Here is a 15558-nt window from a genome sequence, read left to right on the forward strand (position 1 = left end):
TCGTGGATCGCGCGCGATGAAGATCGTCATCTTCGGCGGCACCGGCTTTGTCGGCCTCAACCTCGCCGAGGTGCTGCTCGCGCGCGGGCACGAGGTGACAGTGTATGATCGTAAGCAACTTCCAGCGGGAGCGGAGCGGTCCTTTGCCGATCACCGGGAGCGGCTTACGATTGTTCAGGGCGAGATCACAGACGTCGAGAGGATCGACGCGCTCATAAAGAACGGTTGCGATGCGATCGTCCTTGGCGCTGCCATAACGGCCGGGGACCAGCTCGAACGGTCCGTCACCTCGAATATCCTCGAGATCAACGTGATGGCTCAGATACCGATCTTGAGCGCGGCGAACAGCCGTGGCGTTCGACGCGTGGTCAACCTCTCTTCCGCTTCCGCCTATGGTGCTGCGGGGCAGCGCCATCCGGTATTGGACGAGGAGACGCCCTGCGATCCAGTTTCCTTCTACGCGATCAGCAAGTTTACCTCGGAGCGATCGGTGGCACGCCTTGCCGAGCTGTGGGGCGGCGATTTCCTGAGCGTACGTTTGAGTGCGGTGTTCGGTCCGTGGGAACGGATCGGGAAGGTGCGCGATACGCCAAGCCTCCAGTTCCAGATTCTCGCCGAGTTCGCGCGTGGTGAGCCGGCGCTCCTTCCCGCGCCGGGCACCAAGGATTGGACCTATGCGCCGGACGCCGCCGAAGCGGTGGCGGTGCTGATCGAGGCCGAGCGGCCGCGCCACCGGCTCTACAACATCTCCAGTGGTGCGGCCTGGTCGGCGCTGCAATGGGGCGAGGCCTTTGCGGCGTTGCATCCAGGGCTGGTGTGTCGGCTCGCGTCTCCTGGAGAAAAGACCTTCATCAAGCTCCACGGCGGGGATCGGGCGCCGCTGTCGGTCGAGCGGATGGCCGATGAGTTCGGCTGGCGCGCCCGGTTCGGCTGCGCGGAGTCGGCCGCTGCGATGAGTGCCTGGTGGATGCAGCACAAGGATGGGATCTGACATGCGGCTGCAGGGGCGCACGGCCATTATCACCGGAGCGGGCTCGGGCATCGGCCGCGCCAGCGCAAAGCTGTTCGTAGAGGAAGGCGCACATCTCGCTCTGGTCGATCGCGACGCCGCGGGGCTTGAAGAGACGTTGCGCTTGGTGGGCGAGGCCACGACGCATATCGGCGATGTCGGCGATGCCGCATTCGCCGAGACCATCGTAAGCGACATCGTCTCTCGGCACGGCCGGCTCGACATCCTGATGACGGCGGCCGGATTTTCCGTCGGCGGCACGGTGCTGACCACGGACCCGGACGATTGGGATGCCGTGTTCCGCACCAATGTCGGTGGCACCTGGCTGTGGGCGCGGGCTGCGGTGCCGCAGATGCAGCGGCAGAACAGCGGCTCCATCATCACGCTGGCCTCGCAGCTCGCGATCGCCGGCGGCAAGGGCAATAGTGCCTACATCGCTGCCAAGGGCGCCATCGTCAGCCTGACGCGGACGATGGCGGTGGATTTCGCCACCGACGGCATCCGCGTCAACGCCATCGCGCCGGGTGCGATCGACACGCCGATGCTTCGCCGCAGCTTTGCCCGGCATGGCAATGCCGACGAGGTGCGCGAAGCCTCCCGCAACCGCCATGCCATGAAGCGGTTCGGCGTGGCTGAGGAGATCGCGCAGACCGCGCTGCATCTGGCGAGCGACGCATCCTCGTTCACGACCGGCACGGTGATGGTGGTCGACGGAGGTTGGCTCGCGGCATGAGTGATGCGCTGACACAGCTCGAAGCGGGCATTCGCGCCGATCTCGCCAGGATCGCGCATCCCGGCGCCGCCTGGCTCGAACCGAAGATGGGGCCGGACGGCAAGCCCGCTCTGGACGTGCTCATCGTCGGCGCTGGCCAATCCGGCGTGGCCATCGGCTTCGGTCTGATGCGCTCCCGCGTCAGCAACATCCTGCTGCTCGACAAGGCCGCGGAGGGGATGGAGGGGCCGTGGCTGACCTATGCCCGCATGCCGACCTTGCGCAGCCCGAAGGACTATACGGGGCCCGACCTCGATATCCCGAGCCTGACATATCAGTCCTGGCATGAAGCCCGCTTCGGCAAGGAGAGCTGGCAGGGGCTTGGCCTGATCGAGCGCGAGCATTGGGCGGACTATCTGCTCTGGCTGCGACGCACGATAGACCTGCCTGTGCGCAACGGCTGCGAGCTTCTGGAGATTGCGCCGGCGGCCGATGGCCTGCTGGCTGCCATCGTGAAACGATCCGGAGAAGTCGAGACGCTCCATGCGCGCAAGATCGTGCTGGCGACGGGACAGGAGGGCATGGGCGGCTGGATGATCCCCGAGCCGCTGCGCGATCTTCCTACACGTTCGGTCGCAACCGTCGCCGACGAGATCGATTTCGAAAAGCTTCGCGGCAAGCGCGTCGCCGTGATCGGTGCCGGCGCATCAGCGTTCGACAATGCGGCCACGGCGCTGGAGGCGGGCGCCAGTGAGGTGCACCTGCTCTGTCGGCGCGAGCAGATCCAGGTGATCCAGCCCTATCGCTCGCTGACCTTCCGCGGCTTCCTGCGCCACCTCAGCGATCTCGACGATGCCTGGCGTTGGCGCTTCATGCGCGCCATCCTGGAAATGCGGGAAGGATTTCCGCAAGCGACCTACGACCGCTGCGCGCGCCACGCCAATTTCACATTGCATGAGGGTGCGCCGCTCGAGGCCGCGTGCGCGACCGGAAAAGGTATTGAATTGCACACGCCGCTTGGCGCCATCGCGGCGGACTTCGTCATCTGCGGCACCGGCATCGATATGAACTTTGCCGCGCGCGGCGAGCTCAGTCGATTTTCTGGCAATATCGCGACCTGGGCCGACCGTTATCAGCCGCCGGACAACGAGCGCAACGCGCGGCTCGGCCGCTTCCCCTATCTCGCCGACGATTACGCCTTCACCGAGCGCGTGCCGGGCGAGACGCCCTGGATCTCCGACATCCATCTGTTCGCCATCGCCTCGACCATGAGTTTCGGCCCGTCGGGGTCATCAATCAACGCGATGACGACGGCCGTGCCGAAGCTGGTCCACGGCCTGACGCGTGGCCTGTTCCGCGCCGATGTTGCGCGGCACTGGGCCTCGCTCAGCGCCTACGACGTGCCGCAGGCCGTGGTCACGCGGAGGGCGGGAAAGATAGGAGAAGCGCGATGATTATCCATGCGCCGCCGCGACGATGCGCCTCTGCGAGACTGGCGCGCAACTTGCTTCTTTCTTAACCTGCCTTGTTGACGTTGTTGTCGAAATCTTGGGGAAAACGAATGCGTTTTGTGTCTTTCAGGCCGGCGTCCTCCGTGCTCGCCGCCACTGCGCTGTTGCTCATCGCCACCGCGCCTTCGCAGGCGCAAACCCGGGCGGAGACACTGCGCTATGTCACCGGCGCATCCGTCAACACGCTCGATCCCAACATCCCCGGTTCGACCCGCGAATCGTTCGCGCTGAGCATGAGCACGTACGACCGGCTCGTGGCGTTCGGCCGCAAGCAGCTCAACGACAAATGGGTGTTCGATCTCGACAAGATCACCGGCGAGCTCGCCGAATCCTACGACGTCAGTCCCGACGGGTTGAAGCTCACCTTCCGCCTGCGCAAGGACGCAAAATTCCAGGACGGCTCGCCTGTCACGGCGGAGGACGTGAAATGGTCGCTCGATCGCTGCGTCACCGCGCCGATCCTCGGCAAGGCGCAGCTGCTCACGGGCTCCCTGACGTCGGCCGATCAGTTCAAGGTGATTGATCCCCTCACCATCGAGGTGACGTTGCCCAAGCCCGACAAGCTCGCGCTGCCGAACCTTGCCACCGTCTATCCCATGATCATCAATTCGAAGGTGGCGAAGGAGCATGCGACCGCGGATGATCCCTGGGCCACCGCCTGGCTGAAGGAGCACACTGCCGGCAGCGGCGCCTATGTGATCGAGACGTTCAAGCCGGGCGAGCAGGTGATCGTCAAGCGCAACGAGGCCTGGAATCGCGGTTCGCCCGACAAGCCGGCGTTCTTCAAGCGCGTGATCATCCAATCAGTGCCGGAGCCGGCGACGCGCGCTAATCTGGTCGAGCGCGGCGATGCCGATCTCGTGGTCGATCTCCAGGCCAGCGACGTGCAGTCGCTGGAGGCCAAGGGCAAGCTGAAGGTGATCTCGACCCCGCAATACAATTCGATCACCTTCGTCTCGATGAACAACCAGATCCCGCCCTTCGATAACGTCAATGTCCGCCGCGCCGTCGCCTTTGCGCTGCCCTATGACGACATGTTCAAGGCCGCTCTGTTCGGCCGCGGCGCGCCGCTGTTCGGTGCAAGCTGGCCGGACGGCAAGCCGCTGAATGGGATTTATCCGTTCCAGCAACCCGTCAAGATCGATCTCGACAAGGCCAGGGAATATCTCAAGGCCGCAGGGCTGCCGGAGGGCTTCTCGACCACCTTCAGCTTCAATGTCGGCCAGGCCTCGACCGCCGAGCCGATGGCGGCGCTGGTGAAGGAATCGCTCGGCAAGATCGGGATCAAGGTCGACATCCAGAAGCTGCCGGATGCGCAGATGTCGACGCAGATCAACGAGAAGAAGCTGCCCTTTTACACCGAAGGCATCGTCGCCTGGCTGCCGTCCACGGACTACTTCTACCGCAACTTCTACACCGGCAATCAGCGCTGGAACTACAGCTCGATCAACAACCCGGACCTTGCCGCGATCGCGCAGGAAGCCCGCTTCGAGCCGGATAAGGCGAAGTACGAGGAAGCAGGCCGCAAGCTCAACGCGATGCATTTCGATTTGATGCCGCAAATCATGCTGTGGCAGCCAAACCAGGATGCGGTGATGGCGTCCTCGATCGAGGGTTACACCTACGAGTTCCACCGCCAGGTCGACTATCGCGACGTCAGCCGCAAGTGATAGCGTCAGTCCAAAGGAGCTCTAGAAGGTGAGGACCGGACTTGGTGCAACGATGGTACGGGCGGGCAGGCGGCTGCTGTCGTCGCTGCCGGCGCTGTTCGGTGTGCTGGTCTTCACTTTCCTCCTGATGCGCGTCCTGCCCGGCGACCCCGCGGTGTTCTTCGCCTCCGGGCCCAATGCCGGCAAGGAGGAGATCGAGCAGATCCGCAAGCAGATGGGGCTCGACAAATCGGTGCCGGAGCAGCTCGTGTTCTATCTCTCCGACATCGGCCGCGGCAATTTCGGCCGCTCCATGATGACCGGGCAGCCGGTGCTGAAGGATCTGCGCGAGCGGCTGCCGGCCTCGCTCGAGCTCACCTTCACCGCGCTCCTGATTGCACTGATCGCCGCGGTGCCGCTCGGCGTGGTCGCGGCCTCGAGGCCGGGCTCAGTCGTCGATCACGGCGTCCGGCTGTTCTGCGCGCTCGGCGTCTGCGTGCCGACCTTCGTGTCGGGCCTGCTGCTGATCTACGTCTTCTATTATCTGCTCGGCCTTGCACCCGATCCGACGGGGCGGATCGACGTTTTTACTTCGCTGCCGCCGCAGCATACCGGGTTTCTCTCGATCGACTTCCTGCTCGCCGGTGATTTCGAGGGCTGGTGGGCGGCCTGCAAGCAATTGATCCTGCCGGCCGTGAGCATGGCGCTGTTCGTGATCGCGCCGCTGGCGCGGATCACGCGTGCCTCGATGCTGGTCTCGCTCGGCAGCGACTTCGTGCGCACCGCGCGCTCGGTCGGGTTGTCCTGGCGCAAGGTGGTCGTGACCTACGCGCTGCGCAATGCGATCCTGCCCGTCATCACCATCGCCGGCATCGTGTTCTCGACCATGCTGGGCGCCAATGTGCTGGTGGAGAAGGTGTTCTCCTGGCCGGGCGTTGCCTCCTACGCGCTCGATGCGCTGCTGTCCTCCGACTATGCGCCGGTGCAGGGCTTTGTGCTGCTGATGGCCAGCCTGTTCGTGCTGGTCAACCTGGTCGTGGACATCTGCTACGGCATCGCCGATCCCAGGGTCTCGATCGGATGACGAGCGCAACCCTCCGCCATTCGGTCTGGATCCTGCGCGGCAACCCGCTCACCGCCGTTGCCGCCACCGGTGTGATCCTGTTCGTGCTGGTTGCGATCTTCGGACCGTGGATCGTGCCTTACGATCCCGTAGCCTCCAACGTCTCGGAGGCGTTGCTGCCGCCGAGCGCGGCGCACATTGCCGGCACCGACCAGCTCGGACGCGACGTGTTCAGCCGTCTCATCATTGCCGCGCGGCTTGATCTCGCCATTGCGGTCTCGGCCGTCGGCATCTCCTTCGCGATCGGTGCCGTGGTCGGCTCGTTCTGTGGCTATGCCGGCGGCCGGCTCGATCGCGGCGTCGGCCGCTTCGTCGACGTGATGATGGCCTTTCCGCTGTTCGTGCTGGCGATGGCCATGGTCGCAGCCCTCGGCAACCGGATCGAGAACATCGTGATCGCAACCGCGATCATCAATCTTCCCTTCTACATCCGCTTCGCGCGGGCCGAGGTCAATGTCCGCCGGAATGTCGGTTGGGTCGAGGCGGCGCGGGCCTGCGGCGAGAGCCATTTCTCAGTGGTGCTGCGCTTCCTGCTGCCGAACATCCTGCCGGCGATGGCGGTGCAGATCTCGCTCAACCTCGGCTGGGCCATTCTCAACGCCGCGGGCCTGTCCTTCATCGGTCTGGGCGTCAAGCCGCCGACGCCGGAATGGGGCATCATGGTCGCGGAAGGCGCGCGCTTCATCTCGACCGGGCGGTGGTGGCTGGTCGCATTTCCGGGTCTGGCGCTGATGATGGCCGTGCTGTGCTTCAATCTCCTCGGGGACGGGATGCGGGACATTCTCGACCCCCGCATGCGCACATGAGCGAGGCGCTGCTCAGCATTGACGACCTCCACGTCGCGTTCTGGACGCGACGCGGCATGGTCGAGGCCGTGCGCGGCGTGACCCTCACGGTCGAGAAGGGCGAGATGCTTGGCCTTGTCGGCGAGAGCGGCTCGGGCAAGTCGGTGACCGGCTTTGCCACGACGCGGCTGCTCGACGCGGCCGGCCGCGTTACCGGCGGCAAGATCCTGTTTCGCGGGCAGGACGTGACAAAACTCAGGGGCGATGACCTTCGTCAGCTCCAGGGCGCCGCCATGTCGATGATCTTCCAGAACCCGCGGGCGGCGCTCAATCCGATCCGGGCCATCGGCCTGCAGATCGCGGACGCGATCCTCACCCACAAGAAGATATCCAAGGATGCCGCGCGCGCAGAAGCGCTGGATTTGCTGCGCGCCGTTCAGATCCGCGAGCCCGAGGCGCGGATGAACGCCTATCCGCACGAGCTTTCCGGCGGCATGTGCCAGCGCGTCATGATCGCGATCGCGATCTCCTGCAATCCCGCGCTGCTGATCGCGGACGAGCCGACCACCGGCCTCGACGTCACCACGCAGAAGGTGGTGATGGATCTCCTGGCAGATATCGCTGCCGCGCGCGGCATGGCCACGATCCTGATCACGCACGATCTCGGGCTTGCGGCGCGCTATTGCCGCCGTATTGCCGTGATGGAACGTGGCCGCATCGTCGAGGAGGCGAGTCCCAGGACACTCTTCAGCGCGCCGCTGCACGCCTATACCAGGCGCCTGGTCGCGGCATCGCCGACCGCGACGTCCCGTATCGAAGATCTCGTGACGGAAGACGAGCGGGAGCGCTACGCGACTGTCGTCGGCAAGCCCCGAGCGGAGCTCGCGCACGGCACGCCGCCACTTCTGGAGGTGCGAAAACTGGCAAAGCGTTTCGACCAGGGCTCTGCTGCGGTGGCCGACTTCTCGATGACGATGGCCGGTGGCGAGAGCGTCGGTCTCGTCGGCGAGTCCGGGTCCGGCAAGAGCACGACGTCGCGGATGATCTGCCGGCTGATCGACCAGAGCGAAGGCGACATCGTGTTCGACGGGCATTCGATCGGCCACGTGGCCTCGCGCGACTTTCACCGCTCGCCCTTGCGCAAAGACATCCAGATGGTGTTCCAGGATCCGAACGAGAGCCTCAACCCGCGCTTTACGGCCTTCGATTGTATCGCCCACCCCCTGATGCGGCTTGGCGGCATGCGGGCGGGTGAGGCGCTGCGCGAACGGGTGGAAGAATGCGCGGAGCGGGTCGGGCTGCCGCTGGATCTGTTGCCGCGCTTTCCGCACCAGCTCTCCGGCGGCCAGAAGGCCCGCGTCGGCATCGCCCGCGCCATCGCCTGCCGGCCGCGGCTTCTGGTGCTGGACGAGCCGACTGCCGCGCTCGACGTCTCGGTGCAGGCGGTTGTGCTGCAACTGCTCGATCGCCTCAGGCGCGAGAACGACATCGCGCTGCTGTTCGTCAGCCACGATCTCAACGTGGTGCGCATGCTCTGCGACCGCACCATCGTGCTGCGCAATGGCGGAATCGTCGAGCAGGGCGAGAGCCGGGCGCTGTTCGACAATCCGAAGACGGACTACACGCGCAAGCTGGTCGAGGCCATCCCGCATATCGAGACCGGCGAGATGCTGGCGGCAGCTCTGTGAGGCCTGGGCCAGCCCAAAAGACATTGAGATCCCGCTGGCGAAGGTCCGGTTAGTGGCATACCATTTGCAGGCCAACGGGTTCTGGTTTCACCTGCTCTTGGCCAACGATGGCCGGCATCACGGCATTAACGGGAGGACTTCATGGATCGCAGGACCGTATTGAAAGGACTGGCTGGCGCGGGCGGTCTGGCATTGACGGGCCTCTCGGCCCCGGCGATCGCGCAGGGCGCATCAGCCCGCACCCTCCGCTTCGTGCCGCAAGCCAATCTCGCCAATTTCGATCCGATCTGGGGCACGCAATATGTCGTGCGCAATGCCGCCGCGCTGGTCTGGGACACGCTTTACGGCATCGACGCGCAGCTGCAGCCGCAGCGGCAGATGGTCGAGTCCGAGGAGACTTCGGACGACGGCAAAACCTGGACGTTCAAGCTGCGCCCCGGTCTCAAGTTCCACGACGGCGAGCCGGTGCTGAGCAAGGATGTCGTCGCGAGCCTGTCGCGCTGGGCTGCGCGCGATCCGATGGGACTGATGATCCTCGCCAACCAGCAGGAATTGACCGTCGTCGACGACCGCACCTTCAAATGGGTCTTGAAGCAGCCCTTCCCGAAAATGCTCTACGCGCTCGCCAAGAACAACGCGCCGTGCTCCTTCGTCATGCCTGAGCGCATTGCCAAGACGGATCCGTTCAAGCAGATCACCGAGTATGTCGGCTCCGGGCCGATGAAGTTCGCCAAGGGCGAATGGGTGCCAGGCGCCAAGGCCGTGTTCGAGAAGTTCACCGACTACGTGCCGCGCCAGGAGAAGCCGTCGTGGCTCGCAGGCGGCAAGCAGATGCAGCTCGATCGCATCGAATGGATCGTGATGCCGGATCCGGCCACCGCGGCCGCCGCCCTGCAGAACGGTGAGGTCGACTGGTGGGAGAACCCGATCGCCGATCTCGTGCCCGTGCTGAAGAAGAACAAGAACATCAGCGTCGATATCGGCGATCCCCTCGGCAATATCGGCTCGTTCCGCATGAACCATCTGTTCGCGCCGTTCAACGACGTGCGGGCGCGGCGCGCGGTGCTGATGGCGATGAGCCAGGAAGACTACATGCGCGCGATCGTCGGCGACGACAACGCATTGTGGAAGGCGCTGCCTGGCTTCTTCACGCCGGACACCCCGCTCTACAGCGAGTTGGGTGGCGAGATCCTGAAGGGCAAGCGCGATCTCGATGCGGCCAAGAAGCTGCTGGCCGAGAGCGGCTATTCCGGCCAGCCGGTGACGTGCCTCGTGGCGCAGGATCAGCCGATCACCAAGGCGCAAGGCGACGTCACCGCGGATCTCCTGAAGCGGCTCGGCATGAATGTCGACTTCGTCGCGACCGATTGGGGCACGGTCGGCTCGCGCCGCGCGGCGAAGACGCCGCCTGGGCAGGGTGGCTGGAACATGTTCCACAGCTGGCATGCCGGCGCCGACTGCATCACGCCCGCCGCCTACACCGCCATCCGCGCCAATGGCGAGAAGGCCTGGTTCGGCTGGCCCAATAGCCCGACTACCGAGAAGGAGATCACGACCTGGTTCGACGCCAAGAATCTCGAGGAGGAGAAGGCGGCGATCGGGCGGGTCAACAAGGCCGCGCTCGAGGATGTCGTCTATGCGCCGACCGGCTTCTTCCTGACCTACACGGCCTGGCGCAAGAACGTCTCCGGCATCACCAAGGGGCCGCTGCCGTTCTTCTGGGGCGTGTCGAAGTCTGCATGATCGTGCGTTGAGGCCAGATGCTCTCCTACATCCTCCGTCGCATCGTCGCGACCCTGCCGGTGATGGCCATCGTCGCGCTGTTCGTGTTCAGCCTGCTCTACATCGCGCCGGGCGATCCCGCCGTGGTGATCGCGGGCGACCAGGCGAGCCCGGAGGATGTGGAGCGCATCCGCCAGAGCCTCGGTCTCGATCGCCCCTTCCTGGTCCAGTTCGGAAGCTGGGTCTGGCGTATCCTGCACGGCGATCTCGGCACCTCGATCTTCACCAACCTGCCGGTCTCGGCGATGATCGGGCAGCGCCTCGGACCGACGCTGTCGCTGATGATCGTCACGCTGCTGCTCACGATCGTGGTGGCGGTGCCGCTCGGCGTGGTGGCGGCCTGGAAGGCCGGCAGCCTGATCGACCGCGTCATCATGGGCTTCGCCGTGTTCGGCTTCTCGCTGCCCGTCTTCGTGGTCGGCTACATGCTCGCCTACATCTTCGCGCTCGAGCTCGAATGGCTGCCGGTGCAGGGCTATACGCCGCTCAACCAAGGCTTTTGGCCCTGGCTCGAGAACCTGATCCTGCCGGCGATCGCCCTCGGCTGCGTCTACATTGCCCTGGTCGCGCGCATCACCCGCGCCGCCATGCTCGAAGTCTTGCAGCAGGACTATATTCGCACCGCCAAGGCCAAGGGCTTGGGGCAGGGCGGCATCCTGTTCATTCACGCGCTGAAGAACGCGGCGGTGCCGATCGTGACCGTGATCGGGATCGGTATCGCGCTGCTGATCGGCGGCGCGGTGGTGACCGAGAGCGTGTTCGCGATTCCCGGCCTCGGCCGGCTCACGATCGATGCCATCCTGCGCCGCGACTATCCCGTCATCCAGGGCATCGTCCTGCTGTTCAGCTTCGTCTACGTCCTCGTCAATCTGATGATCGACGTCATTTACACGCTCGTTGACCCGAGGATCCGCTATTGACCGATACGACCGTCAATCCGCAATCGCTTCCGGCCGGGCTCGTTCTTGCGCCACAACTGCCTGAAATCCTGCGGCCGGTCACGATCCGGCGCGGCTTCGTCGGGTTCTTGCGCGGCCATCCGACGGTCGCGATCGGCGGCGCGCTGCTGCTGGCGCTCGTCCTGATCGCGATCTTTGCGCCCTATCTCTGGACGGTCGACCCGACCGCGCTCGCCCCCGCCAAGCGCACCCGGGCGCCGTCGGCCGATTTCTGGTTCGGCACCGACGTACTCGGCCGCGACATCTATTCACGCGTACTGTTCGGTGCGCGGGTCTCGCTCACGGTCGGCCTGTCGGTCGCTATCTTCGCATCCGTGGCCGGCCTGGCCATCGGCATGGTCTCCGGCTTCATCCGCTGGGCCGACGGCATCCTGATGCGGTTCATGGACGGCTTGATGTCGATCCCGCCGATCCTGCTGGCGATCGCGCTGATGGCGTTGACGCGGGGGAGCGTCGGCAACGTCATCCTCGCCATCACCGTTGCCGAGATTCCGCGCGTCTCGCGCCTCGTTCGCAGCGTGGTGCTGTCGCTGCGCGAGCAGCCTTATGTGGATGCCGCAATCGCCTGCGGCACGCGAACGCCGATGATCATCCTGCGCCACATCCTGCCCAATACGCTTGCGCCCATGCTGGTGCAGGCGACCTATATCTGCGCCAGCGCCATGATCACCGAGGCGATCCTGTCCTTCATCGGCGCCGGCACGCCGCCGACCATTCCGTCCTGGGGCAACATCATGGCCGAGGGCCGCGCGCTGTGGCAGGTCAAGCCCTACATCGTGTTCTTTCCGGCGGCGTTCCTCTCGGTCACCGTGCTAGCGGTGAATCTACTCGGCGACGGTCTCCGCGATGCGCTCGATCCGCGCATGGCCAAGCGTCTCTGACCGGGGTTGATCGCGATGGCGCTGCTCGAAGTCGAAAACCTCCAGACCCACTTTCGTACCCCCGGCGGCATCAACCGCGCGGTGGACGGGGTGTCCTTCCATGTCAACGAGGGCGAGACGCTCGCCATCGTCGGTGAATCCGGCTGCGGCAAGTCGGTGACATCGATGTCCTTGATGCGGCTGATCCCGGAGCCGCCGGGCAGGATCGCAGGCGCGATCCGCTTTGCAGGGAGAGACCTGCTGCAACTCTCCGATCGCGAGATGCGCGCGATCCGCGGCAACGACATCTCGATGATCTTTCAGGAGCCGATGACGAGCCTCAATCCGGTGCTGACCGTCGGCCGGCAGATCCGCGAGACCTTGATGATCCATCAGGGCCTGGACAAGCAGGCCGCCGAGGCGCACGCGATCGAGATGCTGACGCTGGTTGGCATCCCCGAGCCGAAACGCCGCGTGCGCGAATATCCGCACCAGCTCTCCGGCGGCATGCGCCAGCGCGTGATGATCGCCATTGCGCTGGCCTGCAATCCCAAGCTTCTCATTGCCGACGAGCCGACCACCGCGCTCGACGTGACGATCCAGGCGCAGATCCTGAAGCTGATGCTGGACCTCAAGCGACGGGTCGGCGCGGCCATCATCCTGATCACCCACGATCTCGGCGTCGTCGCGGAGATCGCTGAGCGCGTCATGGTGATGTATGCGGGCCGCAAGGTCGAGGAGGCGCCGGTGGCAGAACTGTTCCGCGCGCCGCGGCATCCCTATACGCAAGGCTTATTAGGTGCGGTGCCGCGGCTCGGCTCGTCGCTGACGGGCACGGCAAGACGGCTCGCCGAAATTCCCGGGCAGGTGCCCGATCTCAGAAAGCCGATCACCGGCTGCGTCTTTGCCGGCCGCTGCGCGCTTGCGACCGATCTCTGTCGTCAATATGCGCCGGGGCTCGAAGAGAAAGGCCCTCGTCACGTCGCCGCCTGCCACTACGCAGCCAAAGGAGCTGTCGCGGCATGAGCCCTCCGCTGCTCCAGGTCAACGACCTCAAGAAGCACTTTCCGGTCAAGTCCGGCCTGTTCGGCCGCAAGTCCGAATTCGTCTATGCGGTCGATGGCGTCTCCTTCGAGATCGCGCGCGGCGAGACGCTGTCGCTGGTCGGTGAGTCCGGCTGCGGCAAGTCGACAGTCGGGCGCGCCATTTTGCGGCTGTTCGACATCACCGCAGGGCAGGTCATCCTCGACGGCCAGCGTATCGACGACGCACATCCGGGCACGATGCGCCAGATGCGCCGGCGCGTGCAGGTGGTGTTCCAGGACCCGTTCTCCAGCCTCAATCCGCGCATGCGGGTGCGCGACATCCTGGCCGAACCGATCCGGAATTTCGGCCTCGCCAAATCCGCCGAGGATCTCGAGGTCCGCGTCACCTCTCTGATGGACACCGTGCGCCTGCCGCGCGAGGCGCTGAACCGCAGGCCGCACGAGTTCTCCGGCGGCCAGCGCCAGCGCATCGGCATCGCCCGCGCGCTCGCGGCCGAGCCCGAGCTGATCGTGTGCGACGAGGCGGTCTCGGCGCTCGACGTCTCGGTCAAGGCGCAGATCGTCAATTTGCTGCAGGATCTCCAGAGCGAGTTCGGCCTCGCGTTGCTGTTCATCAGCCACGACCTCGCGATCGTCGAGCACATGACCCACCGCGTGGCCGTGATGTATCTCGGCAAGATCGTCGAGATAGCGCCGCGCCGAGAGATCTTTGCCGCGCCAAGGCATCCCTACACCAGAGCGCTGCTGTCCGCGGTGCCGCTCCCCGAGCCCGGCGCCCAGCGCAATCCCATCATCCTCAAGGGCGACGTGCCGAGCCCGATCAATCCGCCGAAGGGATGCCGCTTCCACACCCGCTGCCCGCTCGTCTTCGATCGCTGCCGGGTCGAAGAGCCGGTGCTTCGCGCAGTTGGGACCGAGCAGTGGGTGGCCTGTCATCTCGAAGACGGAGCTGTGGCGACGAGCGGCTGAAGGGTGAGATTCGCGCCGGAAATTCGTCAGCAAAAACAACCCCATTCTACTGTGCATGGGGTTGTTTTCGCATTTTTGATGGGGCCGGCTTCAACCCTGCCGGCGCAGGAACCCCGTGATCGTGACCTTTTCCCAGATGCCGGCCGCGGCAAAGGGGTCGGCACGGTTGAAGGCCTCGACGTCGCCACGGCCGGGCGCCTCGATCAGGAACAGGCTGCCGATCATCGTTTGACCATCGTCGGAGACGAGCGGCCCCGACATCACGATCTTGACGCCGAAGCGCGAGGTGTCGCTGAGGAACGCCTTGTGGGCGTCGTAATTGGCAAGCCGGGTCGGCAGCGCGCCGGCGCGGTCGACGGCGTGAATGGCGAACAGCATGGTGGTCTCCGTTTCTTGACTTTGGTTCTTGGGACGGCCGCGAGAGGCGGCCGTCCGGACGTGATGGGTGGACTTACTTCGCGCTGAGCTTGCCGGCATCCTCGAAGGTCGGGCAGGTCCGCTGCTCCAGCGGCACGTCGAAAGGCCCAAAATTGTCCTTGGTGATGACGGTCGGCTTCAGCACGATCTCGGCGATGACCGGCTGATTGCGCAGGGACCGGATCGCCATCATGGTGCCGAGGCAGCCTTGCGCAAATCCGTTGTAATCGCCGCTCGCGAGCAGCTTGCCGGACTTGATCGCGTCGATGGCCTCCTTGGTGCCATTGATGCCGATCACCTGGGCCTTGCGGTTGGCGCCGTCGAGCGCCTCGATCGCACCGACCGCCATGGCGTCGTTGGCCGCCAGCACGCCGTCGATCTGCGAATTCGACTGCATTAAATTTTCCATGACCTGGAGCGCCTGGAGCCGCTGGTAGTTGCCCGGCTGAGAGGCCAGGAGCTTCGCACCGGGGGTCTCCTTCAGCGCGTCGTTGAAGCCGCGGACGCGGTCGACATTGGTCAGCGAACCCTTGACGCCCTCGATGATGACGATGTTGCCCTTGCCGCCCAGCGTCTTCAGCAGGAACCGCGCGGTCTCCAGGCCAAGGCTGTAATCGTCGGCGCCGACGAAGGAGAGGAACTTGCCGCCCGCGGAACGGTCGGTGATGTTGACGACGGGGATCTTGGCTTCGTTGATCTTCTCGACCCCGGGTACCATCGCCTTGTAGTCGACCGGCGTGAACACGATCGCGCTCGGCTTCTTCACCACGACATCCTCGATCTGGCTCAGCTGCTCCGGGATCGAATCCGGCTTGGTCGGGATGTATTGCAGCGTCTTGGCGTTCAGCGTCTTCGCCATGTTGTCGGCGCCGACGCGCACCGTCTGGAAGAACGGGTTGGTCTGGTTCTTGGTGAAGACGGCGATGGTCTCGCCGTCGGCACGCACCTCGCTGGTGAGCGCAGCCGCCATCAGCAGCGGCAGCGCAAGGTAAGTCAGTTTCTGTCTCATATTGCCTCCATCCCTCGTTTTGCTTGTTGGATATCGAAA

14 protein-coding genes are annotated in these 15558 nt (G+C 65.0%); 12 read left to right on the plus strand and 2 right to left on the minus strand.

The window, feature by feature from the left end:
* The first annotated feature begins 16 nt into the window (after positions 1–16).
* From GGD66_RS20085 to GGD66_RS20140, 12 genes are all read left to right on the plus strand, one after another.
* The gene (locus GGD66_RS20085; protein ID WP_183258766.1) at positions 17–991 is read left to right on the plus strand and encodes an NAD(P)-dependent oxidoreductase; all 975 of its coding nucleotides are present in this window, start codon (positions 17–19) and stop codon (positions 989–991) included.
* Position 992: 1 nt separating this feature from the next.
* The gene (locus GGD66_RS20090; protein ID WP_183258918.1) at positions 993–1742 is read left to right on the plus strand and encodes an SDR family oxidoreductase; all 750 of its coding nucleotides are present in this window, start codon (positions 993–995) and stop codon (positions 1740–1742) included.
* The gene (locus GGD66_RS20095; RefSeq protein WP_183258767.1) at positions 1739–3175 is read left to right on the plus strand and encodes an NAD(P)-binding domain-containing protein; all 1437 of its coding nucleotides are present in this window, start codon (positions 1739–1741) and stop codon (positions 3173–3175) included. Before GGD66_RS20090 ends, GGD66_RS20095 begins: the two co-directional genes overlap by 4 nt.
* A 107-nt stretch (positions 3176–3282) precedes the next feature.
* Positions 3283–4902, plus strand: coding sequence for an ABC transporter substrate-binding protein (locus tag GGD66_RS20100; RefSeq protein WP_183258768.1), 1620 nt, complete (start codon positions 3283–3285; stop codon positions 4900–4902).
* Between the two features lie 28 nt (positions 4903–4930).
* A complete protein-coding gene (locus GGD66_RS20105) occupies positions 4931–5965 on the plus strand; it encodes an ABC transporter permease (protein ID WP_183258769.1) in 1035 nt (344 codons plus the stop codon).
* A complete protein-coding gene (locus GGD66_RS20110; RefSeq protein ID WP_183258770.1) occupies positions 5962–6810 on the plus strand; it encodes an ABC transporter permease in 849 nt (282 codons plus the stop codon). The genes GGD66_RS20105 and GGD66_RS20110 overlap by 4 nt, the downstream gene beginning before the upstream one ends.
* Complete coding sequence (locus tag GGD66_RS20115) at positions 6807–8477, plus strand: ABC transporter ATP-binding protein (protein ID WP_183258771.1); 1671 nt, start codon at positions 6807–6809, stop codon at positions 8475–8477. The genes GGD66_RS20110 and GGD66_RS20115 overlap by 4 nt, the downstream gene beginning before the upstream one ends.
* A gap of 141 nt (positions 8478–8618) precedes the next feature.
* Positions 8619–10220: an ABC transporter substrate-binding protein gene (locus GGD66_RS20120; RefSeq protein ID WP_183258772.1), complete on the plus strand. Its 1602-nt coding sequence runs from the start codon at positions 8619–8621 to the stop codon at positions 10218–10220.
* A gap of 17 nt (positions 10221–10237) precedes the next feature.
* Positions 10238–11179 (plus strand): ABC transporter permease, encoded by a 942-nt coding sequence (locus tag GGD66_RS20125; protein ID WP_018315994.1) that lies wholly within the window; start codon positions 10238–10240, stop codon positions 11177–11179.
* The gene (locus GGD66_RS20130) at positions 11176–12099 is read left to right on the plus strand and encodes an ABC transporter permease (protein WP_018315995.1); all 924 of its coding nucleotides are present in this window, start codon (positions 11176–11178) and stop codon (positions 12097–12099) included. Before GGD66_RS20125 ends, GGD66_RS20130 begins: the two co-directional genes overlap by 4 nt.
* Positions 12100–12114: 15 nt before the next feature.
* Positions 12115–13104, plus strand: a complete 990-nt coding sequence (locus GGD66_RS20135; RefSeq protein WP_018315996.1) for an ABC transporter ATP-binding protein — start codon at positions 12115–12117, stop codon at positions 13102–13104.
* Entirely contained in the window at positions 13101–14093 is a 993-nt protein-coding gene (locus GGD66_RS20140; RefSeq protein WP_028142478.1) for an ABC transporter ATP-binding protein, read from the plus strand. Before GGD66_RS20135 ends, GGD66_RS20140 begins: the two co-directional genes overlap by 4 nt.
* 90 nt (positions 14094–14183) lie before the next feature.
* Here GGD66_RS20140 and GGD66_RS20145 read toward each other — a convergent pair whose 3' ends face one another.
* Together GGD66_RS20145 and GGD66_RS20150 are read right to left on the minus strand one after the other, a co-directional pair.
* Complete coding sequence (locus GGD66_RS20145) at positions 14184–14471, minus strand: YciI family protein (protein ID WP_038970499.1); 288 nt, start codon at positions 14469–14471, stop codon at positions 14184–14186.
* 73 nt (positions 14472–14544) lie between these two features.
* Positions 14545–15519 (minus strand): sugar ABC transporter substrate-binding protein, encoded by a 975-nt coding sequence (locus GGD66_RS20150; protein ID WP_183258773.1) that lies wholly within the window; start codon positions 15517–15519, stop codon positions 14545–14547.
* Positions 15520–15558: the final 39 nt, after the last annotated feature.

The organism is Bradyrhizobium sp. CIR48 (genome assembly GCF_014198315.1).
Lineage (GTDB): Bacteria > Pseudomonadota > Alphaproteobacteria > Rhizobiales > Xanthobacteraceae > Bradyrhizobium.